The sequence below is a fragment of the Nonomuraea sp. NPDC050663 genome, assembly GCF_044456985.1.
GTDB lineage: Bacteria > Actinomycetota > Actinomycetes > Streptosporangiales > Streptosporangiaceae > Nonomuraea.
Genome location: NZ_JBITGL010000002.1, coordinates 873770 through 897783, shown reverse-complemented (window position 1 = coordinate 897783; position 24014 = coordinate 873770). Strand labels below are relative to the sequence as shown.

Below are 24014 nucleotides of genomic sequence, written 5' to 3'. Positions count from 1 at the left end.
GGGTGATCCTCGGTGGGACCGGGGGTCACCCGCTCGACTGCACCCAGGTCAGGACGGCCAGCACGCGGCGGTTGTCGTCGGCTCCCGGCTCCAGCCCGAGCTTGCCGAAGATGGCCGCGATGTGCGTCTCCACGGTCTTGACGCCCAGGTGCAGCCGCCTGCTGATGGCGACGTTGGAGCGGCCCTCGGCCATCAGCGTCAGGACCGACTGCTCGCGCTCGGTCAGGCTGTCGAGGCCGGAGACGGCGGTGCGGCGGGTGAACAGCCGCGAGACGATCTCGCTGTCGATGACCGACTCCCCCGCGATCACGCGCGACAGGGCGTCGCGCACGGTGGCGGCGTCGTCGACCCGATCCTTCAGCAGATAGCCCACGCCGGAGGGGCCGATCTCCAGCAGTTGCCTGGCGTAGGCGCTCTCGGCGTAGGTCGACAGCACCAGCAGGCCCAGGCCCGGATGGGCGGCCCTCAGGGCGGCGGCGCCGGCCAGCCCCTCGTCGGTGAAGGTGGGCGGCATCCTGATGTCGAGTATCACCGCGTCGGGAACGTCCGTCAGGAGCAGCTCGTGCAGCTCGGCCAGGTTTCCCGCCTGGCCGGCGACCTCCACGCCCACCGCCTGGAGCAGGAGGGCGACGCCGTGGCGGAAGAGGGCCGAGTCGTCGCAGAGCATGATCCGCATCAAGGGCTCCCGGCCGGGTCGGCGTGCGCGTGGGGCGGCGGAGCGGGCAGGTCCGCCCGCAGGAGCGTACCGCCGCCGGGCGGGCTCTGGAGCTCGAGCGAGCCGCCGAGGGCCGCGACCCTGTCCTGGAGCCCGGCCAGCCCGCCGCGCGGGGTCAGGACGGCGCCGCCCCTGCCGTCGTCGGCCACGGTGACGGTGATCGCCTCGCCCCGGGGGGCGAGCACGACCGTGATCCGGCGCGCCCGAGCGTGCTTGATGGCGTTCGTCAGGGCCTCGCAGATCACGAAGTAGGCGGTGGTCTCGACGGCCGGGCCGACGGAGACGTCCGGGATGTCGATCTCGGTCTCGGCCGGGAGCGCCTCCGCCAGGCCCTGGACGGCGGCGGCCAGGCCGATCTGCTCCAGGACCGCCGGGTGGATGCCCCTGGCCAGGTCGCGCAGCTCCGACAGGGCGGCGCGCAGGCCCGACCTGGCCTCGTCGACGAGCTCGCGCACCGCCGGGTCGTCGCTGGTGGCCTGCAGGCGGCCCAGGGTCGCGGCCAGGGTGAGCAGCCGCTGCTGCGCCCCGTCGTGCAGGTCGCGCTCGACTCTGCGGCGTTCGGCGACGCCGGCCTCGACGATCCTGGCGCGGGACTCGGCCACCTGGCGGACCTGCTCCTGCAGGTCCGCGTGGAGGCGGGCGTGGTCGAGGGCGAGCGCGGCGGCCTCCAGGGCGGCCCGCACCACGTCGTCGCGCCGCCGCAGCTCCGGGGCGGTGAGCAGGTGGGCCAGGGGGCGGCCGTCGAGGTCGGTGACGGGCAGGACGAGGCGGTCGCCCGGCCGCGGCGGGTGCTCGCCGAGGCGCAGTTCCAGGTCCGGGTCGGCGAGGGCGTCGCGCAGCGCCTGCCGTACCGACTCCAGGGTTGCGGGCCTGGCCAGGTTCGTGACCAGATCGGCCACCGCGGCCCGGTCCAGCCTCCGGCGTACGGCGGCCGCCAGGAAGGCCAGCGGGAGCAGCAGCGGGGCGGCGATGCCGGAGATCGACACCACGTCGGGGACGTGGGCGCGCGCCATCTGGTCGCCGGCGCCGGTGATCCACGGCGCGATCATCCAGGCGGCGCTGGACAACAGCGCGAAGGCGTACACCGCCGAGGCCAGGAAGACCGGCACGAGCTCGCGGCGCTCCAGCCCGCGCGCCCTGAGCGCCCGGTGCACGACGAGGGCGAGCGCGGCCAGGGTGACGCCGATGACCGACAGCCAGTACAGGCCGTAGCCGGGGCGCTGCTCGACGCCGGTGTGGAAGACGGTCACCCATGCGAAGGGCGCCGCGGGCCATCCCGGAGGATCGGGATCCCAGGTGAGATTGTCGGCGGCGTTGGCGATCATGACGAGCGCCCAGGCCGCGGCGACGAAGCGCGGGTAGCCGATCCGCTCGCGCGGATAGCTCAGCAGGATCGTCATCAGGATGAGCGCCGGGATGGGCCTGACCAGGCCGGCGACGAACGGGTACCAGCCCCAGACGCGGTTGGTCAGGTCGGCCGTCAGCTCGGCCCAGGCGGCGGCCACGAACAGCACGCCGATCAGGCGCGACTCGGCCAGGAACAGGGCGCCCGTGGCGGCCAGCGCCACCTGGCCGCACAGCAGCAGGGTGGGCTCGAGCGCGACGTGGGAGTAGTCGGGCCACACCGCCCAGAGGCCGTACGCCAGCGTGGCCATGATGATCGCCGTGGTGCGCATGGCTTCAGTCTCGGCAGCGTGAAGCACGCTGAGAAGGGGGTTAACCCTGAGCGCACGACGACGGCTCCCGGCGGGCAGCACGACGGCAGCACGCAGGAAGCCGTGGAGCGGTAACCGATTCGAGCGGACCGCCCCCCTCGCGGGAGGCGGTCATCGATGTTCTAGCGGTCGTCGTGGCGACGACGCCAGCGTTCCTCCATGCGTTCCATGAAGGATCCGCGGTTACCACGACGCGAGCCCTTCGCCGGAGGCACCCCTGCCCCCGACGCGGCCGCGTCACCTATTCCACTCATACGCTTCCAGCTCGACAGGCCCCACAGACACGCGGCGAGCATGACCACGAAACCGCCGACGCCGAGCGGGATCATGTTCATGACCACGCCGACCATCAGCAGGACGATGCCGAGAACAAAGCCGATGGTGGCCTTGATCAGACGTCGCTTGTAATGGTTGCGTGGGTCACTGATCCTTACGGTGTTGGCCCACTTCGGGTCCTCGGCGTAGAGGGCCTGCTCGATCTGGTCGAGCAAGCGCTGCTCGTGCTCAGAGAGCGGCACGGCGCCTCCCAAGGACGGCCCCATAACGGGGAAGACGGCAACGGACGACACGGGGTGTCCGAACCTCGCGGTCGGTTATCCCCAGAATACGAGGCTGTAGACGTAGGCGAAAGAAAACGGCCAACGCAGACCAAACCGGAGGTGACAAAGAGATCATTCCCGCACCCCCGGACCTAGTCCCCACATGGCCCATCATGCATCCATTTCATCAAGTCGTCCTCGCACCAGTGAAGCCGGGACCACCGCATCGGGTCCGAACCGCCGGATCGCCTTGTCCATAGCCCTTTCCGCCTCTCTCCAACCGCTCTCGCGCTCACCCAGGCTGAGCTGGTGCGTCGCACCGTCGGCGGGGGTCAGCTGCTCCATGCGGACGCCGACGAGGCGCAGACGGACCCGCTCGAGACCCGACGCCCCGAACAGGGCGCAGGCGGTCGAGTAGATCTCCTGGGCCACATCTGTGGGTTCCCTGAGAGTTTTGGACCGGTTGATCGTGGAGAAGTCGGCTCGGCGAAGCTTCACGCTTACCGTCCTTCCCACATAGCCGCTCTTACGCATCCTGGAGGCCACGCGTTCGGACAATCTCAGGAGCTCGCGCTTGATCATCTCGGGGTCGTCGATGTCGACGGAGAAGGTCTCCTCGTTGCCGATGCTCTTGTCGGGGACATGCGCGGTCACCGGGCGCTCGTCGCGCCCCCAGGCCAGCGCCGCCAGGTGACCCCCCGCCGCGGGCCCCAGTTCGCGCTGGAGCGTCGGAACGGGCACTCTGGCCAAATCCCCCACAGTCCGGATTCCAAGCCGCGTGAGGGCCGTTTCCGTGCGTTCTCCGACTCCCCACAGAGCACTCACCGGCAGCGGATGCAGGAAGGCGACCACATCGGCCTCCGGCACCACCAGCAGACCGTCGGGCTTGCACTGCTTGGAGGCCAGCTTGGCGACGAACTTGCTGCTCGCCACACCCACCGAGCAGGTGATGCCGTAGCGCTCGCGCACCTGGGCACGGATCAGCCTGGCGATCGCCGCGGGCGAGCCCAGCCGCTTGCGCGCCCCGCCCACGTCGAGGAAGGCCTCGTCGGAGGCGATCGGCTCCACCAGCGGGGTGACGGAGTGGAAGATCTCCATCACGCCCTTGGAGACCTCGCCGTACTTGCCGTGGCTGGGCGGGATGATCGCGGCCTGGGGGCAGACGCGCCTGGCCCGGCTCATGGGCATGGCGGAGTGCACGCCGTAGGCCCTGGCCTCGTAGGTGGCGCTGAGCACCACGCCGCGCCCGGACGGCGAGCCGACGATCACCGGCAGCCCGCGCAGTTCCGGGCGCTCCAGCAGCTCGACGCTGGCGAAGAAGGCGTCCATGTCGACGTGGAGGATCGGGCAGCCGCTGTCGTCGGCACCGCCGCCACTGCCGCCCCGCGGAGCCGGGCCGACTCCGGTGATCTGCTTTCTCGCCACGCTTCGATTCTATGTTCGACTGGCGACCACGTGGAGCTGCGTCGCGATGTCGCGCAGCACGGGATGGTCGGCGGCCGCCTTCTCCAGGGCGATGAGCGCCTCCGCGGCGCCCGCCTCGCCGTCGGTGAGCCGGCTCGGGACCAGGTCGGCGAAGATCCGCACGCCGTGGGTCTGGGCGGGCTCGAAGCCCGCCTCCCTGAGCAGGGCGGCCAGCTCCCCGGCGGTGAAACGGCGCGGCGTGGGGTCCTTGGCCCCCCAGCGGCCCTGGTCGAGGACCTGCCTGGCCTCGTCGAAGTGGCCGGCGACCGCGCGGTGGATCGCCGTGGCCACCGGGTTGGCCGCCAGCACGCTGACCGCGCCGCCCCCGCGCAGCAGGCCGTGGACGGTGGCCAGCGCCCCCGCCGGATCGTCGACGTACTCCAGCACGCTGTGGCACAACACCAGGTCGGCGCTGCCGACCTGCAGCAGGTCGCCCAGGTCGGAGGCGTCGCCCTGCAGCGCCCGCACCGCCACGCCGGCCTCGGCGGCCCGGCGCTCCAGCGCGAACAGCGAGTCGGGGCTCGGGTCGACGACCGTCACCGTGTGTCCGAGCTCGGCCAGGGGTACGGCGAAGCCGCCCGTGCCGCCGCCTGCGTCGACGATGTCGAGCCGGTCCCTGCCCGCCAGCACCGCGCGCAGGGCGTCCCACACCACCGCGGTGCGCACCCCCGGAGCTCTCGTGACCCCTTGCAAGCCCGCCTCCTCGTTAGGTCTTGGGCCAGCCTATGCCAGGTGGCAGCCGGGCGGGGGAAGGGTAGGAAGGAGTCCGGGGAATGATCCGGGGGGACGCATGGGCGGGGGACACGGGCACGGGCAGATGAGCGCCACGGCGCAGCACCGCTCGCGCATGCTGGTCGTGCTGTGCGTCACCGCGGTGGTCCTGGTCGCCCAGGTGATCGGCGGCCTGCTGGCCAACAGCCTGGCGCTGATCTCCGACGCCCTGCACTCCGCCACCGACGTCACCGGCGTGTTCATGGCCCTGGTCGCCGCCCGTTTCGCCGCCAGGCCCGCCACCGACCGGCGCACCTTCGGCTACTACCGGATCGAGATCCTGGCCGCGGTCGCCAACGCGGTGCTGCTGTTCGGCGTGGCGATCTGGGTGTTCTCCCAGGCGTGGGAGCGGTTCTTCGCCCCGCCGGAGGTCCAGTCGGGGCTGGTGATCGTCGTCGCGCTGGTGGGCCTGGCGGTCAACGCGCTCTCCATGGTCCTGCTCTATCGCGGCCAGAAGGAGTCGCTCAACGTGCGGGGCGCCTACCTGGAGGTCATGGGCGACCTGCTCGGCTCGGTGGCGGTGCTGGTCGCGGCGATCGTCATCAAGCTGACCGGCTGGTACGTCATCGACCCCGTCGCCTCGGTGGTGGTCGCGGTGATGATCCTCCCCCGGGCCTGGAAGCTCCTCACGGAGGCCGTCGACGTGCTGCTGGAGGCCACCCCCAAGGGCATGGACCTGTCGGACGTGCGCACGCACCTGCTCGGCCGCGACGGCGTCGTGGACGTGCACGACCTGCACGCCTGGACCCTCACCTCGGGGCTGCCGGTGCTCACCGCGCACATCGTGGTCGACGACTCGCGGCTGGGCGACGGGCGGCTGCTGGACGAGCTGCACGACTGCCTGCGCGGGCACTTCGACGTCGAGCACTCCACGTTGCAGCTGGAGCCGCGCGGGCACCTGGACCACGAGGGGGCCAAGCACGCCTGAGCACGCCTGAGCACGCCTGAGCACGGCGTCCGGATCATGGTTCGGAAGGCGCGGATCAGCGCTGGAGGCGTCTGGGCGCGCGCAGGCGCCAGGCGTCGGCCAGCAGCTCCCCCAGCTCCTCGCGCCCCACTTCGGCCAGGCGCACCAGCACCGCCGCGTAGCCGTCGAAGTGCGCCGTGGTGAAGAACACCCCGGGATCGGCCGCGACCAGCTCGTGCTTGTGCTCCTCCGCGGCCAGCGGCAGCACCATCACCCCGGGCATCTCGTGCATCCGGGCGAACCACTTCTTCACGACGTAGAACGCCGGCGTGCCGTACATCGGCCGCTCGGAGGTCTCGGGCAGCGCCAGGGCCAGGGCCCGCGCGTCATCCTCTGTGGCCATCCCTCCACGGTAGCCCCCGCCAAGGGGTCAGGGGCTGACGCCGAGCGCGTCGAACAGGGCGGCGGCCCGCTCGCGGTGCTCCGCCGCCGCGGCCTCGGCGCCGCACGCCAGGCGGGCGGCGGCCAGGCCGTGGTGGGCACGCGCCTCCTCCAGGCGCAGCTCGCCCTCGGCGGCCAGGCGCAGCGCCTTCTCGTGCGCGGTGACGGCCGACAGCGGGTCGCCCTGCTCGGCCAGGAGCAGGCCGAGCTGGTTGGAGAGCGCCGCCGACACGCTCATGGCGGCGAGCCCCTCGATGATGGCGAACGCCTCGTCGAGCTCCGCGCGCGCCTCGGGCAGGCGTCCAAGCCGCCGCAGCGTGTCGCCGGTGGAGCCGACGACGGTGGCCAGCATGACGGGGTCGCCGAGCGCGGTGAGCAGGCGGCGGCTGTCGGCCAGGCTGTCGAGCGCCTGCTCGTGGAGCCCCTGGCCGCACAGCGACTCGGCCCGGTGGTGCAGGGCGGCGGCCTCGCCGAGCTGGAAGCCGATCTCGCGGAAGATCGTCAGGGCGCGCTCCAGCGACTCGTCGGCCGGGCCGTACTGTCCGAGCACGATCAACGTGCCGGCCAGGTCGGAGTGGGCCAGGCCCTGCTTGAGGACGTTGCCGACCTCCTCGTGGGCGGCGATCGCCTGGCGCTGGCAGCGCACCGCCTCGGGGTAGTCGCCGAGGTAGTGGTGGAGGTAGCCGGCCAGACCGAGGCACTGCGCCTGGATCCACCGGTCGCCCGCCGCGTCGGCCAGGTCGAGCGCCCGCTGCAGCGAGGCCAGGACCTGGCGGTAGCGGCCGGTGTGCGCCTGCGCGGCCAGGGCGGCGGCGAACAGCGACAGCGCCTCGAACCGCGGCCTGCCCAGGTGGCGGGCTGCCGCGGCGGCCACGTCGCTCAGGGCCGCGCTCTCGGCGAACCGGCCGCGCACCATGAGGTAGGGGTTGAGGTCGGTGGCGATCTGCCACACGTGCTCGTCGTGCCGCCGGTCGGAGGCGGCGTGCCCGGCCGCCTGGACGGCCGCGCGGACGGCGGCGATGACGTTGCCGCACTCGCCGTCGAGCCAGGCCATCGCGGCCTGCCGGTCGGCGTGGCCCGGCTGGTCTCCCACCGGCTTGGGCGGGGGCGGGAGCAGGCGCCTGCGGTTGGGGTTGATCAGGTCGTGGGCGGCGTCGGCCAGGTGGCGGTAGTGGTCGAGCAGGCGGGTCAGGGCGGCCTGGCGCTCGGGGTAGGGCTCCTCGCGCATGGCCACCTCGTGGGCGTGTTCGCGCACGAGGTCGTGGAAGGTCAGGCGGCCGGTCCTGTGCTCTTCGAGGAGGCTGGCGGTGGCGAGCCGGTCGAGCAGCGGGCCCGCCGCGTCGTGGCCGAGGCCGCACAGGGCGGCGGCGGAGCCCGTGGTGATGTCCTGGCCGGGCATGAGGCCGAGCAGGCGGAACAGGCGGCGCGCGGGCTGCGGGAGCCGGGCGTAGGTCAGCTCCAGCGCGCCGCCGACGGCCATGTCGCCGTCGATCCGCAACGTGTCGAGCCGCCCTGCGGCCAGCGCGGCCACATAGCCCGCCAGCGCGCCGCCCTCCTTGCCCGGGGCCGCGCCAAGACCCGGGTCACGGCCGGGGTCACGGCCGGGGCCATGGCCAAGGTCACGGCCAAGGTCACGGCCGGGGTCATGGCCCGGGTGCTGGTGGTCGGCCAGGGTGGCGGCGGCGACGCGCAGGGCCAGCGGCAGCGCGCCGCAGAGCCTGACCAGTTCGAGCGCCGCCTCGGGCTCGGCGGCCAGGCTCTCGGACCCGGCCACCGCCCCCACCAGGTCCAGCGCCTCGTCGACCGGAAGCACGTCGAGCGGGAGGCGCCGCACGCCGTGGCTGGCGACCAGGCCCGTGAGCCGGTCGCGGCTGGTGACGATCACCACGCTGCCGGGCGCCGCCGCCAGCAGGGGCCTGACCTGCTCGGCCGATAAGGCGTTGTCGAGCAGGACGAGCATCCGGCGCCCGGACATCTGCGAGCGGTAGAGCCCGGCGGCGGCGTCCTCGTCGGCCGGGACCTGGTCGGCCGCCAGCCCCAGGGAGCCGAGCAGCCGGGTGAGCGCCTCCAGAGCGCTCATGGCCGGGGCCCGGGAGTAGCCGTGCAGGTTGACGTAGAGCTGCCCGTCGGGGAACTCGTCGGCCATCAGGTGACCGAAACGTACGGCCAGCGCCGTCTTGCCGACGCCCGCGCTTCCCGACACCACGACGATCGGGGCGGTGGTGGCGGAGTCGGGCGACAGGCACCGTTTCAGCTGGTCGAGATCGCCCACCCGGCCCGCGAACCCGGCCACGTCGGAGGGCAGCTCGGCGGGGATGACACGCGGCCCGGAGGTCGCGCCCGGCCCGGGTTCGAGCTCGGGCGAGTCGTTGAGGATCGCCTCCTCCAGGCGGCGCAGCTCGGGGCCGGGGTCGAGGCCGAGCTCCTCGCTGAGCAGCGTGCGGCCCTCGCGGTAGGTCTCCAGGGCCTCGGCCTTGCGCCCGCTCCGGTACAGGGCCAGCATCAGCAGACCGCGCAGGCGCTCGCGCAGGGGGTGTTCGGCGAGCCAGGCCCGCAGCTCGGCGGCGGCCTCGCGGTGATGGCCGAGGGCGAGCTCCTGCTCCGCCCACTCCTCGGCGGCGGCGGGACGCAGGTCGTTCCAGCGTTCGGCGGTGACGCTCGTGCCGAGGTCGAGCCCGGCCAGCGCGGGTCCGCGCCAGGTGGCCAGGGCCTGGGAGTAGAGCACGGCGGCCGCGGCGTGGCGTCCGCCCGCCGCCGCCTGGCGCGCGGCGGTGACGCCCTCCTCGAACGAGCGGGCGTCGAGGCTGCCGGTGGCGACGCGGTAGCCCTGCCCGACGGTCTCGATGATCGTCTCCTTGGCGCCCGCCTCGCGCAGGGCCTTGCGGAGCGTGCCGACGGCGATCATGACCTGGTTGCGCACCGAGGAGGGCTGCGGGTGGCCCCACAGGGTGGCCAGCCGGTCGACGGAGACGGGGCGGCCGTGGTCGAGCAGGAGCGTCGCCAGGACCGCCTGGGCCCGTGGCCCGCCCAGCTTGACCACACGCCCGTGGACCACGGCTTCGAGCGGACCGAGGATCCTGAACTCGACCTCGTCAACCGCCATGGCGGTCACCGTACCATCGGGCGCCGACAGCGCCGAAGATCCGCGGGAGCGGACCCCGGAGGGTCTGCTGGCGCCGTCGCCGTGGCGCCCCCGGCGTCCGGGGTAAGGCGCGACCGCCGTCCGGGCTCAGAGCGCGAGCGTGGGCTTGAGGGCCTTGAAGCGCGCGAGCAGCCCGTTGATGAAGGTCGGCGAGTCGTCGGTGGACAGCTCGCTGGCCAGGTGCACCCACTCGCTGATGACCACGCCCTCGGGCACGTCGGGCATCCACAGCAGCTCGTAGGTGCCGCCGCGCAGCAGGTTGCGGTCGACCGCGGGCATGCGCTCGAGGGTCCAGCCCTCGGCGTAGGTGGTGATCAGCTCGTCGATGCGGTCACGGTGGCGGACCACGCCTTCGACGATGGCCGAGGTGTATTCGTTGACCGGCGGCTCGGCGCGCGCCACCCGCTCGGCGAGGATGGCCAGCGGGTCGGATTCCCGCAGCTCCGCCTCGAAGAGGATGTCGAGCGCGCGCCGTCGCGCCTTACCGCGTGCGGACATCAGGCGCGGCCGAGGTACTCGCCGCTGCGGGTGTCGACCTTGACCTTCTCGCCGGTCGTGATGAAGAGCGGCACCTTGATCTCGGCGCCGGTCTCGAGGGTGGCCGGCTTGGTGCCGCCGGTGGAGCGGTCGCCCTGCAGGCCCGGCTCGGTGTTGGCGATGATCAGCTCGACCGCGGCGGGCAGGTCGACGTAGAGCGCCGCGCCCTCGTTGAAGGCCACCGTGGCGTTGGTGTTCTCGAGCATGTAGCTGGCGGCGCCGCCGACGGTCTTGGAGGGCACGTTGACCATGTCGAAGGTCTCGGTGTCCATGAAGACGAAGTCGTCGCCGTCCTTGTAGGAGAACTGCATCTCGCGCTTGTCGACGTTGGCCACCTCGACCTTCACGCCGGCGTTGAAGGTCTTGTCGACGACCTTGCCCGAGAGCACGTTCTTGAGCTTGGTGCGCACGAAGGCGCCACCCTTGCCGGGCTTGACGTGCTGGAACTCCACGACGGACCAGAGCTCACCACCGTCGAGCTTCAGCACCAGGCCGTTCTTCAGGTCGTTGGTCGTCGCCACTCGTCATTCTCCCGGGTGCGGCCGCTCAAAGGACGAGCAGCTCCTTGGTCGTCTTGGTGAGGAGTTCCGGTCCCGCGTCGCGGGCCACCAGGGTGTCCTCGATGCGGATCCCGCCCCGGCCGGGAAGGTAGACCCCCGGCTCCACGGTCACAGGAACTCGATCCTCTAGTTTACCGGTACGAGCGGGGCCCAGGAACGGGTCCTCGTGGATCTCCAGGCCGACGCCGTGTCCCAGGCCGTGCCGGAAGTCCTCGCCGTGCCCGGCGGCCTCGATGATCGAGCGCGAGACGGCGTCCAGATCTCCCGCGATCGCCCCGGGCTTGACCGCCTCGACGCCGGCCTGCTGCGCCGCGGCGACCAGGTCGTACAGCTCGCGCTGCCAGTCGGCGACGTGGCCGAGCGCCACGGTCCTGGTCATGTCGGCGTGGTAGCCGCGGTAGCGGGCGCCGAAGTCGATGGTGACGAGGTCGCCGGGGTGCAGCTGCCGGTCGGTCGGCGAGTGGTGGGGCACCGCGCCGTTCTCCCCCGCCGCCACGATGGTGTCGAAGGCGGGCTTGTCGGCGCCCAGTTCGATCATCCGGGCTTCGAGGATGCGGGCGAGGTCCTTCTCCGACACGCCGGGGCGGATGCTGCCGGAGATGTCGCTGAAGGCGCGGTCGGAGATGGCGCATGCCGTACGGAGCAGCTCGATCTCGTGCTCGTCCTTGACCATCCTGAGCTGCTCGACGAGCGGGTCGAGGGGGACGACGCCGTTGAGGCGGCGGAAGGCGGCCACGGTCATGTGGGTGGCCTCGACGCCGACGCCCTGCGCGGCCAGGCGGCCGACCACGTCGCGGTCCTCGACGACCTCGATGTCGAGGCCGCGGGTCATCTCGATGTATCGCGAGTCGGTGGCCAGGGTGGCCGAGCCGTCGGCCCAGACCAGGACGGCCGCGTTCGAGCTGTCCAGTCCGGTCAGGTAGCGCACGTTCACCGGGCGGGTGACCAGCAGAGCGGGCACCCCGGGCAGGATCGCCGCCAGTTGTGCCCGGCGCTCTCCGTAATTGACGGTCATTTCGTCAATGTACGCGTATTGACCTTCGCCTCGCGTCCCGACTACCGTCCCCAGCAAGTTAGGAAGGTTTCCTAACTTTGGAGGTCTTATGAGATTCGCCGCCGCCGCAGCCGCGCTAGCAGTCGTGATCACAGGGAGTCCCGCGATGGCCTCACCCGGTGCGCAGGGTTTCATCCGGGTCGACCAGGTCGGCTTCGCCCCCGGCGAAGCCAAGCACGCCTACCTGATGACCGAGGCCGGCGCCCCGGCCACCCGCTTCACGGTCGTCGACCGCCGGGGCCGCCAGGTCCTCAAGGGTACGGCGGGGCGTGACCTCGGCACCTGGAACGCCGCCTACCCCCACGTCTACGACCTGGACCTGAGCCGCCTGCGCGTCCCCGGCAACTACCGCATCAAGGCGGGCTCCCTGGTCTCCGCCGAGTTCACGATCGCCCCCGCAGCACTCCTGGCGGTGCCCGCCGCCAAGATCGTGACCTTCTTCGGCGGCCAGCGCGACGGTGCCGACGCCCTGCGCAAGCCCAGCCACCTCAACGACCGCAGCGCCTCGGTCTACGACTGGCCCGTCTTCACCGGGCCCGACACCGACCAGATCAAGGGCGAGCTGACGAAGATCGGCGGCCCGGTCGACGTCGAGGGCGGCTGGTTCGACGCCGGCGACTACCTCAAGTTCACCCACATCCTGTCCTACGTCGACACGATGCTCTGGGCGGCCAAGAGGGACGGAGCCGTCGACCCGCGCCTGCGCGCCGAGGCCACCCACGGGCTGAAGTACCTCGACAAGATGTGGGACGAGCAGACCAAGACGCTCTACATCCAGGTCGGCATCGGCGCCGGCAACGCCGAGGGCACCTTCGCCGGCGACCACGACATCTGGCGCCTGCCCGAGGCCGACGACCACGACACGGCCGAGGGGCGCCAGTTCATCCGCAACCGCCCCGTCTTCCGCGCCGCCGCCCCAGGCGAGCCGATCAGCCCCAACCTGGCCGGCCGTACCGCCGCCGCCTTCGCCCTGGCCGCGCAGGTGGAGCCGGACCCGCGCAAGGCCGCGCAGTGGCTCGAGAAGGCGGCCTCCGTCTACGCCATGGCCAAGACGGACGGCGTCGGCCAGCTCGTGACCAGCCTGCCGCACGCGTTCTACCCCGAGAGCGTGTGGCGCGACGACATGGAGCTCGGCGGCGCCCAGCTGGCCCTGGCCGCGCTAAGGCTGCGCGACCCGCGGGCCACCGAATGGGTACGGCAGGCCGCGCACTGGGCGGCGCAGTACCTGGAGCACGAGGCGGGCGACACGCTCAACCTCTACGACGTCAGCGCCCTGGCCCACGCCGACCTTGTCAAGGCGCTGCGCAAGTCCCGCGCCACCGGGCTGGCCGTCGACGAGGCCGGGCTGATCGCCGGCCTGAAGGACCAGCTGGAGATCGGCCTGGGCCGCGCCGCGGCCGACCCCTTCCGCGCAGGGGCGCGCTACGACCAGTTCGACTCCGTGCCGCGCACGTTCGGGCTGGCGGCGACCTCGCGGCTGTACAAGCGGGTCACCGGCGACCGCTCCTACGACGCCTTCGGCACCCAGCAGCGCAACTGGGCGCTCGGAGGCAACCCGTGGGGCGTGTCGTTCGTCGCCGGGGTCGGCGAGAACGCGATCAGGTGCCCGCACTACCAGATCTCCAACATCACCGGGAAGCCGGTCGTCGGGGCCGTGGTGAACGGGCCCAACAACGTCTCGCTGTTCGAGGGCGGGCTCGGCGGGCGCTTCGACGAGATGCCCGCCTGCCCGGCGGACGAGGTGGACCGGTACGAGAAGTTCACCGGGCACGACAGCCGGTTCGTGGACGACGTGCGGTCGTGGCAGGCCTCCGAGCCGGCCGACGACTTCGCGGCGATCGCGTTCTACGCGCTGACGCTGATGGCGGGCGACTGACCCTCGGCGCCTGGCTCGCGCCTCCGGTACGGCAAGCGGCCCACACCGCACCGGAGGCGCGAGCCGCTGGGCCACGGCCTCCCTGGGTCACGGCCTTCCTTGGCCCAGTGCTCAGGGCTCAGGGCTCAGGGCCAGAGGCCGAACTTGGTCAGGAACTCGCTCAGCGACCCGTCCCCCCGCACGTCGCCGCGATCGCGGGCCTCGCCCAGCTCCCTGGCCACCTTCCGCAGATCCTTGATGCCGCGATCGATGCGCCCCTCGCGGATCCGCCTGGCGGCGTCGTCGATCTCGCGGTGGGCACGCTGCGCGACGCCGGGCTCGATGGCGCGGGCGTCCTCCTCGTCCTCGACGGCCTCGTGGAAGCGCGACAGCCACGTGTCCCACCCTCCCGGCGGGGGCACGTCGGTGCGCAGCTCGTAGGTGTCGCCCACCGGCTGCGGCCCGAGCGTCTGGACCGGCCCGATGGTCGAGGGCGGCACCTGACTCTCGGACGGGGTCGGCGTCTCGGACGGGGTCGGCTCGGGGGTCGGCTCCCCGGTCACCGTGGACGGCGTCGCCTGCACGACCGGGTCCGGCGTCTCGGAGCCGCGCGGCCAGAAGGCGAAGGCCGCCACCGCCGCCACGATGATCGCCAGGGCGATGCCCAGCTGCACGAGCATGCGCCTGTCGGGACGGTCGAGATCCTCGTGGCGCTGCTCGAACAGGGCGGTCTCGTCGCCCAGCGGCTGCTCCATCACCGCGGTGCCGTACATCGGCTGGGACGCCGACGCGGCCACCGGCTCGCGGGGGGCGCCGAGCGGGCTGGTGAGCGCCTGCCGTACGGCGGAGATGGTGGGACGGGCGGCGGGCTCCTTGGCCAGGCACGATTGCACCAGCGTGCCGAGCTCCTCCGGGACGCCCGACAGCCGCTCCGGCTTGGCGGTGCGGTGCTGCGCCTCCAGGTCGTCGCCCTCGAACGGCGGCTGGCCGGTGAGCAGCTCGTAGGCGACGCAGCCCAGGGCGTAGACGTCGGCGGGCTTGCCGGTCTCCCCGTCGAGCTGCTCGGGAGCGCGGTAGGGGGTCACCGGCACCTCGGGAACGGGCAGGCCGTCGCCGAGCAGCCCGAACCCGGTCACCTTGAGCACCCCGCTGCCGGCGCGCCGGATGTCGGCGGGGCTGAGGTTGCCGTGGACGATGCCGGACCGGTGCGCCGCCTCCAGACCCGACGCGACCTGCGCCAGCACGGTGCGCACCTCGTCGGAGGGGCTGGGTCCCGCCGGGCCCTTGCCGGGCAGGTACTCCATGACGACGAAGCGGTCGCCCACGTCGAGCACGGTCACCACGTTGGGGTGCAGCACGGTGGCGAGCGCCTGCGCCCGGCGGGCGAAGCGGCCCCGCGTGACGGCGTCGCCGCCCTCCTCCAGGAGCTTGACCGCGACGGCCCAGTCCGCCTGCAGGTCGTGGCCGCGCCAGACCTCGCTGGTGCCGGTGCGGTCGATCACCTCATCCAGCCGGTAACGCCCGCTCAGCACCTGTTCCGGCATCTGTCCATCGCTCACCCAAGACACAATAAAGGGGACGGAGAGCACCCCTGCCCCATCGGTCACAACGGTCGCGCACTTGAAGGAAGAAGAGCCGATGAATGGACGGCCTCGCCCGCACTCCGGGAATTAACGTTTCCGCATGCCCGGCAAAGCGTGGAGGAACACTCTTTCGACGACCTTCCGCTGGTCGACGACCCGATCCAAGATCGTGTCGTTCCGCCAGATTCGGAAGGGAAAGCAATGCTGAAGAACATTGTCAAGACCGCCGTCGCCGGAATCGGCTTCGCCGCCGCCACCCTGGCCATCGCCCAGCCCGCCTCCGCCAGCTCGTTCTCCTGGAACGTGGGCGACGGCCTGATCACCTACGTCGACTCGGGCAACCGGCTCTGCGTCGAGGCCTACGACAGCGAGGGCGCCCGCTGGGTCGAGGTGCGCATCAACGGCCGGACCTACCGTGACAACAACAACTACTACGGCGACCCGGGCAGCCTCTGCTGGACCCTCAGCCTGACCGAGAACGCCACCTACACGGCGACCGCCCGGTCCTACTGGGGCGAGCGCGGCACCACCATCTCGCGCGGCTCGCGCTCCTTCACCGCCTAGCACGCGGGGACGGCCACCGCGTGACCGCCACGCGGTGGCCGTAACTCCGGGCGGCGTGCGGCAGATCTCCATGCGGAGGTGCACGTGAGCGACGAGATCCACTACCCGCCGGACCTGTCCGATCTGGAAGGCCCGGAGGAACTGCGCGTCGAATACATCAAGGGCCTGGTCGAGACGGCCGCCGAGGACGCCCGCCATGTGACGCTCAACGTGTCACTCGCCCTCGCCGTGGTCGCCGTCTTCCTCACCCAGCTCCCGCACGAGCTGGTCTTCGGACAGGTCCTGGCGGTGCGGCTGACGCTCTTCCTCGGGTTGCTCGCGCTCGGCGCCTCGGCGATCGCCTTTTTCGGCTACGTGCGTGCGGTGCACTACGCGCGCATGGCGATCGTGCGCAGCCTCGCCTCGGCCGACGCCAAGCACGCCCGCCAGCTCTGGGCGGGCAGATACGGGGTGTGGGAGCGGAAGAAGCGGTGGTATCAGGCGGGTCAGATGCTGATGTACGTGGGTCTGGCGCTGGAGGCACTGAGCATGGCCGTGATCTTCATTCGCGGCTGGCCGCTCACCTGATCCGTGGACGAGAATCCCTCCACACGCGTCCGCCGCCGCGTCGCCGACGAAGAAGAGTGCATGTTCGAGCCACACCTCGCCCGAGCCGTCACGCGAGTCACCGAGACGAGCTGCTGCGGGCTCGAGTGGGCCTCCGAGGGGGGCCAGTACCTCGTCCTGCGAACGACGGACGGCGTCTGCGAAGAGACCGCCCGGGGCCGATACACCGACGCCCGAGCCGTGTGGCAGGACATACTGCGCGGCCACCGCTGCGACACCCGGCGTCCCGCGGAGTTGCCTGCCCACGCGTGACCGGCACGAACGATCCGCGACCAGGGACGCACGCGGCGGGACGCTCTGAGAGATGCCCCAGCTCCGCTTCCCCACGGACCGGGGCACCTCGATCTCCACGCTACCCACGACGACGGGCGTGGGGCGCCGGGGCAGGTGAGAACTCCCTTACGGGGCGGAAAGGGCGGAGAGCCGAAGCTCCCCGCCCTCGCGAACCCACGTCTGACGTCAGGCCAGCGCCGGTTCCCTGTCCCGGTCGGCGGGCGGCTGTGCGGGCTCGTCGTCCAGGTCCTGCGGAGGAGCGTCGTACACGGTGTCGTCCAGCTTGCCCTCCGAGCGGCCCACGATGACCGGCACGACCAGCTGTCCCGTCACGTTGGTGGCGGTGCGGATCATGTCGAGGATCGGGTCGATCGCCAGCAGCAGCCCGACCCCCTCCAGGGGCAGCCCGAGCGTGGTCAGCGTGAGGCTGAGCATCACGATCGCGCCGGTGAGGCCCGCGGTGGCCGCGGAGCCGATCACCGACACGAGGGCGATGAGCAGGTAGTCGCCGACTCCGAGCTGGATGCCGAAGATCTGCGCGATGAAGATCGCGGCGAGCGCCGGGTAGACCGAGGCGCAGCCGTCCATCTTGGTGGTCGCGCCGAACGGCACGGAGAAGCTGGCGTAGTCGCGGTCGACGCCGAGGCGCTCGACGGCGACCCGCTGGGTCAGGGGCAGGGTGCCGACGCTGGAGCGGGAGACGAAGGCGAGCTCGAAGGCGGGCCAGATCTTCTTGTAGAACTGCAGCGGGTTGACCTTGCCGAAGACGCGCAGCAGCACCGGGTAGATCACGACGAGCACGATCGCGCAGCCGATGTAGACGCCGGCGGTGAGCTTGGCGAAGGGGGCGAGCAGGTCCCAGCCGTAGTTGGCGATCGACTTGCCGATGAGCGCCGCCGTACCGATGGGGGCCAGGCGGATGACCCACCACAGGGCCTTCTGGACCAGTTCGAGCACCGAGCGGGTGAGGTTGAGGAACGGCTCCGCCTTCTCGCCCACGGCGATGGCGGCGGCTCCGAAGACGACGGCCAGGAAGACGATCTGGAGCACGTTCGGCTCGGTGAAGGCGGTGAAGATGTTGGTGGGCACGATGCCGACGAGGAAGTCGAACCAGGTGCCGCGGCCTTCGAGGTCGACCGCTTCTGCCTTGCCGAGGTCGAGGGTGACGCCCTGGCCGGGGTTGATGATCAGGCCGAGGGCGATGGCGAAGGCCACCGCGATCAGGGCGGTGATGAGGAACCACAGCAGGGTCTTGCCGGCGAGCCGGGCGGCGCCGCCGACGTTGCGCAGGTTGGCGATGCTGACGACGATCGCGGTGAAGACGAGCGGCGGCACGGCCAGCTTGAGCAGCTGGACGAAGATCGCGCCGACCTGGGTGAGGGTGGCGGCCAGCCAGGACACGTCCCAGGTTCTGGCCACCAGGCCCAGGGCGACGCCCGCCACCAGGCCGAGGAGAAGTTGCAGGGAGAAGCTGAGTCTCTTCACTTGTGGAGCTCCGAAAGAAGGGGGATGAGGAAGGACGCGAAGAAGAGACTCAGCGACAGAGCGTCGCGCCGGTGGCCCGGCACAGGTCGATGTGCAGCCGCTCCACCAGCCACACGTGCGTCACAGAAAACCTCACGGGTTTTTACAACAGACGCCCGATACGCACTATTTCGTGAACTACGTCACAGTGAGAGCTCGCGCACCCTCTCGATGAGCTTGATGCGCTCCTCGTGGGTCCTGCCCAGGGGCGCCACGTTGAGCGTGGTGATACCGGACTCGCGCATCGCCTGGATGCGGTCGCGCACGAAGCCCTCGTCGCCGATGAGCGACATGCCCTCGATGAGCTCCTGCGGCACCAGCGCGGCGGCCTCGTCCTTCTTGCCCGACAGGTACAGCTCCTGGATCTGCTCGGCCTCCTTCTCGAAGCCGTAGCGGCGGGCCAGGTCGTTGTAGAAGTTCTTGCCCTTGGCGCCCATGCCGCCGATGTAGAGCGCGGCCATCGGGCGGCCGAGCTCGAGGTAGGGGCGCACCTCCTCGGGCTTGCCGATCGCCAGGAAGGCCTGGCCGACGGTGTCGAGCTCCCCGAGCTCGGGCGAGCGCTTGGCCTTGCCCGCGGCCAGCGAGGAGCCCCAGACGTCGGCGGCCTTCTCCGGCAGGTAGAAGATCGGCTGCCAGGAGTCGGCGATCTCGGCGGCCAGCTCGACGTTCTTCGGGCCGATGGCGGCGATGAGGACGGGGATGTTCTGGCGCACCGGGTGGTTGATCAGCTTGAGCGGCTTGCCGAGGCCGGTCCCGCGCTCGACGGGCAGCGGCAGCGTGTAGTGCTTGCCCTCGTAGGTGACACGCTCGCGGGCCCACACCTTGCGGCAGATCTCGATGACCTCGCGGGTACGGCCCAGCGGAGCGGTGTACGGCACGCCGTGGAATCCCTCGATCACCTGCGGCCCGGAGGCGCCCAGGCCCAGGGTGAAACGCCCGTCGGAGACGTAGTCGAGTCCGGCCGCGGTCATGGCCAGGAGGGTCGGGGTGCGGGAGTAGATGGGCAGGATGCCGGAGGCGATCTGCAGGCGTTCGGTGCGGGCGGCGATGTATCCGAGCTGGCTGACGGCGTCGAAGCTGTAGGCCTCGGCCACGAAGACGATGTCGAGCCCGGCCTTCTCGAAGTCGGCCAGTTCGGCGACGGTCTCCTTGAAGCCGCCCGAATAGTTCAGTGCCATCCCGATTCGCATGCCGCACCCCTCACCAACCGAATCTTGTTCTGTCGCTACGCATAATAGCCTGGCGGGATGCTGAAGCGGGCTGTCATCGTCGCCTCCTTGCTGCTGGCCGCCGTGCTGGCGCTGCACAGCCTGCTGCCTCCCCTGGAGGGGTTCACGACCCTCCTGGAGAGCGTGCTGCCCTGGCTCGGCTGGGGGGTTCCCGTCCTGCTCCTGCTGGCCCTGGCCGCGCGTTCGGGGCTGGCCCTGGCGGCGGTGCTGGTGCCCGGCGCGGTGTGGGCGGTGATGTACGGCGGCACCGCCCTGGCCAACCCTCCGGGCGGCGACAGCGACCTGCGGGTGGGCACGGTCAACGTGGGCGTGGTGAACAACAGCTCGGGCGTGGCGGTCAAGACCGTCGCCGGAGACCTCGACGTGCTGGCCGCCCAGGAGCTGACCCCTGGCGGACCGGCGGCCAAGCAGCTCAACACGATGTTCGACAACAGCTACACCGTCTCGACGATCGGCCTGTGGAGCCGCTATCCCATCGTGGAGCGCAAGTCCATCGATCCGGGGCTGGGCTGGAAACGTGCGCTGCGTGCCGTACTGAAGACGCCGAAGGGCGACGTGACCGTCTACGTCATGCACCTGGGCTCGGCGCGGCCGGGGCAGACGACGGCGCGCGACAAGTCGCTGGCGGCCGCGCGCGAGCTGATCGACGACGACCCGAGCGAGCGCATCCTGCTGCTGGGCGACCTGAACACCGCCACCACCGACCGGGCCCTCGACGGCCTGACCCCTCCCCTGCTCAACGCGCAGGCGGAGGCGGGCGACGGGTTCGGCTTCACCTGGCCCTCATCGTTCCCGGTGGTGCGGCCCGACCATGTCCTCTACCGGGGCATGACCGCCACCTGGGCCGATGTGGCCCCGGCGAGCGGCAGCGACCACCGCGCGGCGCTAGCCGCGTTCCGGTTGTAGGTAGCGCAGGTCCTCGGGCGTGTCGATGTCGCGGGGGTCCCCCGGCACCTCCACGTCGGCGACCAGTTCGGGGTAGGCGCGCAGGAACTCCCTGGCCCCCACGTCGCCGACGGCGTACTCCATCACCTGCTCGAAGTGCTCGCGGGCGATGAGCACCGGGTTGCGGCGCCGTCCCTCGTAGGTGGCCACCGCCACGCCGGCGCCGCTGCCGATCAGCAGGCGCACCGCCTCGGGCGCCACGAAGGGCTGGTCGACCAGGGCGACGACCACCTTCTCCGCCTGCGGCGGCAGCGCCCGCAGGCCGACGCAGAGCGAGGAGCCCATGCCGGAGCGCCAGTCGGGGTTCTGCACCACCACCGCCCGCCGCACCTGGAGGGTCGCCGCGCCGAGCACGACGACCACCGGATGGCAGCCGCCCTCCTCCAGCACCCGGACACCGCGGTCGACCAGGCGTTCCCCATCGTGCTCCAGGGCCGCCTTCGGCGTGCCCAGTCGAGTGCCGCCGCCGGCGGCGAGCAGCAGTCCCGCCACCCGAGAGTCCATCATGCCTCCATCGTCGCAGGCTGATCACGATTCGCCGTGGATGCGCCCCTCGGTGTCGGTCAGCGGCCGTCCGGTGCCTCCCCAGCGCAGCTGGATCAGCTCGGCGGCGATCGACACGGCCGTCTCCTCCGGGGTGCGCGCTCCCAGGTCGAGTCCGATGGGCGAGCGCAGGCGCTCCAGCTGCTCCTCCTGCACGCCCGCCTCGCGCAGGCGGTCGAGGCGGTCGTCGTGGGTGCGGCGCGAGCCCATGGCGCCGATGTAGCCGGCGTCGGTCTTCAGCGCCACCTCCAGGAGCGGCACGTCGAACTTGGGGTCGTGGGTGAGCACGCAGATCACCGTGCGCTCGTCGACCGTCTGCGTGGCCAGGTAGTCGTGCGGCCACCTGACGACGACCTCGTCGGCGTCGGGGAAACGTTTGGGCGTGGCGAAGACCGGCCGGGCGTCGCACACGGTCACGTGATAGCCGAGGAACTTGCCGATCCTGGCCACCGCGGCGGCGAAGTCGATCGCCCCGAAGACCAGCATGCGCGGGGGCGGGGCGAACGACTGCACGAACACCGACAGCTCGTCGAGGCGGCGCTCGCCGTGGCCGCCGTAGTGGCGCACGCCGGTCAGGCCCTGGGCCAGCATGCCCTTGGCGTCGTCGTCGACGGCGTCGTCGAGCCGGTCGACGCCCAGGGTGCCGGACGAACGTTCCGGCCAGATCACCCTGCGGGCGCCGATGACGCCCGGCCCGTCGATGACCGTGGCGACGGCGACGGGCTCGTGGCGCTGAACGGAGCGGTAGATCTCCCCCATTTCCGGATATGTCTCGATAGAGATGGGTTCGATGAGGATGTCGATGATGCCGCCGCAGGTCAGGCCCACGGCGAAGGCGTCGTCGTCGCTCACGCCGTACCGTTGCAGGACCGGCGCCTCGACCTCGGAGGCCAGCTCGAACACCGCGCCTTCGACGCAGCCGCCCGAGACACTGCCCACCACCTCGTCGCCGCGCACCGCCATGGCCGCGCCCGGCGGTCGCGGCGCGCTGCTGAAGGTGCTCACCACCGTGGCCAGGCCGAACCTCAGTCCCGAGCGCCACCAGCGCATGATCTCGGGCAACACGTCACGCATGGACCGGACCTCCCGTCCCTCGCCGCTCCCCCGAGAGCCTTTCCGCCAGATCCTCGTAGGCGGCCAGGCTGTGCCCGGCCACCAGGTCGTCCAGGTACGGCAGAGCCGCACGCATGCCCCCGGTCAGCGGCTGGAAACCCGCGTGCCCCTTGTGCGGGTTGACCCAGATCAGCCGGTGCGCCTGGCGCGACAGGCGGGCCACCTGCTCGCCCAGCAGGGCCGGGTCGCCGCGCTCCCAGCCGTCCGAGGCGATCACGGTGATCGCCCCGCGCGCGCTGTGCCGCTTCAGGAAGTAGCGCAGCTCCTCGCCCAGGCGGGTCCCGCCGCTCCAGTCGGGGATGCTCCTCGACACCTCGCGCAGGGCCGTACCAGGATCGCGGTGGCGCAGCTCCGCGGTGATCGGGGTCAGCCTGGTGCCCACCGAGAACACCCTGGTCGCCCCCGGCTCGCTCCTGACCAGCGCGTGCGCGAAACGCAGCAGCGTCTCGGCGTAGGCGGCCATCGAGCCGCTCACGTCGACGAGCAGGACCACCTTGCGCGGCCTGCTGCCGTGGCGGTGGTGCAGCAGCTCGGCGACGTCGCCGCGCTTGAGCGCCCGGCGGACGGTGCGGGCGCGGTCGAGGGGGCCGCTGCGTGCCGTACGGAACCTGCGCGAGCTGCGCCTGGCGCGGCGGCCCGACAGCAGGGCCAGCAGGCGGTGCACCTCGGCGCGCTCGGCCTCGCTCAGCGAGGTCACGTCGCGCTGCCGCAGCACCTCCAGCTCGCTGGCGCTGGCGCGCAACGCGCGGCCCCGGCCCTCGCCGTCGCCGTCGTCGACCGCGCTCAGCCCCTTGGTCACGGTCCTGACCTGGGCACGGCCGGCGCGCATGCCGCCGAAGTAGGCCTCGAAGCAGCGGTCGTAGCGGGGCAGGTCGTCCTTGGTGGCGCACAACGTCAGGCGCCCGGCCCAGTACACGCCCTGCCGGTCGGTGACGTCGAGGTGCTCCAGCGCCCTGAGCAAATGCTGGGTGCGTTCGTGGTCGGCCGCCACCCCGGCCGCCCGCAAGGTGCGGGCGAATCCGATCATGGTGGCGGCGATCGTCATGCGAGCAACCCGTTCGAGACGACGGCCTGCACGTCCTCGCGGTACTTCAGCGCCGCCCCCAGGGTCCTGGCGGCCAGGTCCGGGTCGAGGTCCCTGGCGCCCAGCGTCAGCAGCGCCTGGGTCCAGTCGATCGTCTCGGCGATGCCGGGCGGCTTGACCAGGTCGGCCGCGCGCAGCCGCTCGGCCGCCTTGGCGACCTGCAGCGCCAGCTGCTCGCCGCACCCGGGCACCTTGCGCAGCAGGATCGCCACCTCCCGGTCGAAGTCGGGATGCTCCAGCCAGTGGTAGAGGCAGCGGCGCTTGAGCGCGTCGTGCACCTCGCGGGTGCGGTTGGAGGTCACCACCACGACCGGCGGCGTCGAGGCCTTGACGGTGCCCAGCTCGGGGATGCTGATCGTGAAGTCGGACAGCACCTCCAGCAGGAACGCCTCGAACTCGTCGTCGGCCCGGTCGACCTCGTCGACGAGCAGCACGCTGGGCTGCGTCTCGATCGCCTTGAGCAGCGGCCGGGCGATCAGGAACCGCCGGTCGTAGACCTCGGCCTCCAGCCGGCCCACGTCGTTCACGCCCGCCGCCTCGGCGGCCCTGAGGTGCAGGAGCTGCCGGGCGAAGTCCCAGTCGTAGAGGGCTTGAGCGGCGTCGATGCCCTCGTAGCACTGCAGGCGGATGAGCGGCGCCTTCAGCAGCCCGGCCAGCGCCTTGGCCAGCTCGGTCTTCCCGACGCCCGCGTCGCCTTCGAGGAAGAGCGGGCGGCCCATGCGCAGGGCCAGGAAGGCCGCGGTGGCCAGGCCCTCGTCGGCCAGGTAGGCATGCCGGTCGAGCAGCTCGACGAGCTTGTCCGGCGACTCGATGTTCATTGCCCTGATTGTCCGCCGCAGCACGCTTTCAG

Annotated in this window: 22 protein-coding genes; 5 read left to right on the top strand and 17 right to left on the bottom strand. The window is 71.7% G+C overall.

The genetic code is table 11. The features are described 5' to 3' along the window. Window positions 1–25: 25 nt before the first annotated feature. The 5 genes from ACIBH1_RS08935 to ACIBH1_RS08915 all read right to left on the bottom strand — a co-directional run bounded on the left by ACIBH1_RS08935 (window position 26) and on the right by ACIBH1_RS08915 (window position 5126). Entirely contained in the window at window positions 26–676 is a 651-nt protein-coding gene (locus tag ACIBH1_RS08935; RefSeq protein WP_397313046.1) for a response regulator transcription factor, read from the bottom strand. Then, window positions 676–2391 carry a sensor histidine kinase gene (locus ACIBH1_RS08930; protein WP_397313045.1) on the bottom strand — a complete coding sequence of 572 codons (1716 nt, stop codon included), beginning with the start codon at window positions 2389–2391 and terminating at the stop codon, window positions 676–678. The genes ACIBH1_RS08935 and ACIBH1_RS08930 overlap by 1 nt, the downstream gene beginning before the upstream one ends. A 161-nt stretch (window positions 2392–2552) precedes the next feature. After that, entirely contained in the window at window positions 2553–2948 is a 396-nt protein-coding gene (locus ACIBH1_RS08925; protein ID WP_181608442.1) for a DUF3040 domain-containing protein, read from the bottom strand. Between the two features lie 192 nt (window positions 2949–3140). Continuing rightward, window positions 3141–4394: a DNA polymerase IV gene (gene dinB, locus ACIBH1_RS08920; RefSeq protein WP_397313042.1), complete on the bottom strand. Its 1254-nt coding sequence runs from the start codon at window positions 4392–4394 to the stop codon at window positions 3141–3143. A 9-nt stretch (window positions 4395–4403) separates the two neighbouring features. Then, on the bottom strand, window positions 4404–5126 hold the full coding sequence (locus ACIBH1_RS08915) for a methyltransferase domain-containing protein (protein WP_397313041.1): 723 nt from the start codon (window positions 5124–5126) through the stop codon (window positions 4404–4406). Window positions 5127–5223: 97 nt separating this feature from the next. Between ACIBH1_RS08915 and ACIBH1_RS08910 the strand changes: the two genes are divergently transcribed. Then, window positions 5224–6132: a cation diffusion facilitator family transporter gene (locus ACIBH1_RS08910; protein ID WP_397313040.1), complete on the top strand. Its 909-nt coding sequence runs from the start codon at window positions 5224–5226 to the stop codon at window positions 6130–6132. A gap of 55 nt (window positions 6133–6187) precedes the next feature. Here the strand turns inward: ACIBH1_RS08910 and ACIBH1_RS08905 are convergent, their stop codons facing one another. The 5 genes from ACIBH1_RS08905 to ACIBH1_RS08885 form a co-directional block, all read right to left on the bottom strand. Then, the gene (locus ACIBH1_RS08905; protein WP_397313039.1) at window positions 6188–6514 is read right to left on the bottom strand and encodes an MmcQ/YjbR family DNA-binding protein; all 327 of its coding nucleotides are present in this window, start codon (window positions 6512–6514) and stop codon (window positions 6188–6190) included. A 27-nt stretch (window positions 6515–6541) separates the two neighbouring features. Beyond that, entirely contained in the window at window positions 6542–9655 is a 3114-nt protein-coding gene (locus ACIBH1_RS08900) for an AfsR/SARP family transcriptional regulator (RefSeq protein WP_397313037.1), read from the bottom strand. Between the two features lie 126 nt (window positions 9656–9781). Beyond that, a complete protein-coding gene (nusB, locus tag ACIBH1_RS08895; RefSeq protein ID WP_181608437.1) occupies window positions 9782–10192 on the bottom strand; it encodes a transcription antitermination factor NusB in 411 nt (136 codons plus the stop codon). Further along, window positions 10192–10752 (bottom strand): elongation factor P, encoded by a 561-nt coding sequence (efp, locus tag ACIBH1_RS08890; RefSeq protein WP_397313036.1) that lies wholly within the window; start codon window positions 10750–10752, stop codon window positions 10192–10194. The genes nusB and efp overlap by 1 nt, the downstream gene beginning before the upstream one ends. Window positions 10753–10777: 25 nt before the next feature. Then, entirely contained in the window at window positions 10778–11806 is a 1029-nt protein-coding gene (locus tag ACIBH1_RS08885; protein ID WP_397313035.1) for a M24 family metallopeptidase, read from the bottom strand. A 145-nt stretch (window positions 11807–11951) separates the two neighbouring features. Between ACIBH1_RS08885 and ACIBH1_RS08880 the strand changes: the two genes are divergently transcribed. Then, on the top strand, window positions 11952–13721 hold the full coding sequence (locus ACIBH1_RS08880; protein WP_397313033.1) for a glycoside hydrolase family 9 protein: 1770 nt from the start codon (window positions 11952–11954) through the stop codon (window positions 13719–13721). A gap of 125 nt (window positions 13722–13846) precedes the next feature. Here ACIBH1_RS08880 and ACIBH1_RS08875 read toward each other — a convergent pair whose 3' ends face one another. Further along, window positions 13847–15259, bottom strand: a complete 1413-nt coding sequence (locus ACIBH1_RS08875; protein WP_397313032.1) for a serine/threonine-protein kinase — start codon at window positions 15257–15259, stop codon at window positions 13847–13849. 225 nt (window positions 15260–15484) lie between these two features. On the opposite strand from ACIBH1_RS08875, the gene ACIBH1_RS08870 reads away from it, so the two are divergent. Both ACIBH1_RS08870 and ACIBH1_RS08865 read left to right on the top strand, forming a co-directional pair. Beyond that, on the top strand, window positions 15485–15847 hold the full coding sequence (locus tag ACIBH1_RS08870) for a hypothetical protein (protein ID WP_397313030.1): 363 nt from the start codon (window positions 15485–15487) through the stop codon (window positions 15845–15847). An 84-nt stretch (window positions 15848–15931) separates the two neighbouring features. Further along, entirely contained in the window at window positions 15932–16414 is a 483-nt protein-coding gene (locus tag ACIBH1_RS08865; protein WP_397313029.1) for a hypothetical protein, read from the top strand. A gap of 498 nt (window positions 16415–16912) precedes the next feature. Here ACIBH1_RS08865 and ACIBH1_RS08860 read toward each other — a convergent pair whose 3' ends face one another. Together ACIBH1_RS08860 and ACIBH1_RS08855 are read right to left on the bottom strand one after the other, a co-directional pair. After that, complete coding sequence (locus ACIBH1_RS08860; protein WP_397313028.1) at window positions 16913–18211, bottom strand: dicarboxylate/amino acid:cation symporter; 1299 nt, start codon at window positions 18209–18211, stop codon at window positions 16913–16915. A gap of 182 nt (window positions 18212–18393) precedes the next feature. Beyond that, window positions 18394–19440, bottom strand: a complete 1047-nt coding sequence (locus tag ACIBH1_RS08855) for an LLM class F420-dependent oxidoreductase (RefSeq protein WP_397313027.1) — start codon at window positions 19438–19440, stop codon at window positions 18394–18396. Window positions 19441–19497: 57 nt separating this feature from the next. Here ACIBH1_RS08855 and ACIBH1_RS08850 point away from each other — a divergent pair, with 57 nt between their 5' ends. Continuing rightward, window positions 19498–20385, top strand: a complete 888-nt coding sequence (locus ACIBH1_RS08850) for an endonuclease/exonuclease/phosphatase family protein (RefSeq protein WP_397313025.1) — start codon at window positions 19498–19500, stop codon at window positions 20383–20385. On the opposite strand, the gene ACIBH1_RS08845 is transcribed toward ACIBH1_RS08850, so the two are convergent. Genes ACIBH1_RS08845 through ACIBH1_RS08830 form a run of 4 tightly spaced genes read right to left on the bottom strand, consistent with a single transcriptional unit; the run spans window position 20365 to window position 23982 of the window. Then, window positions 20365–20931, bottom strand: a complete 567-nt coding sequence (locus ACIBH1_RS08845) for an NTP transferase domain-containing protein (protein WP_397313024.1) — start codon at window positions 20929–20931, stop codon at window positions 20365–20367. The genes ACIBH1_RS08850 and ACIBH1_RS08845 overlap by 21 nt on opposite strands. Before the next feature lie 21 nt (window positions 20932–20952). Beyond that, window positions 20953–22041, bottom strand: coding sequence for an XdhC family protein (locus ACIBH1_RS08840; protein WP_397313023.1), 1089 nt, complete (start codon window positions 22039–22041; stop codon window positions 20953–20955). Then, complete coding sequence (locus ACIBH1_RS08835; protein ID WP_397313021.1) at window positions 22034–23125, bottom strand: VWA domain-containing protein; 1092 nt, start codon at window positions 23123–23125, stop codon at window positions 22034–22036. Before ACIBH1_RS08835 ends, ACIBH1_RS08840 begins: the two co-directional genes overlap by 8 nt. Continuing rightward, window positions 23122–23982 (bottom strand): AAA family ATPase, encoded by an 861-nt coding sequence (locus ACIBH1_RS08830; protein WP_397313020.1) that lies wholly within the window; start codon window positions 23980–23982, stop codon window positions 23122–23124. The genes ACIBH1_RS08835 and ACIBH1_RS08830 overlap by 4 nt, the downstream gene beginning before the upstream one ends. Window positions 23983–24014: the final 32 nt, after the last annotated feature.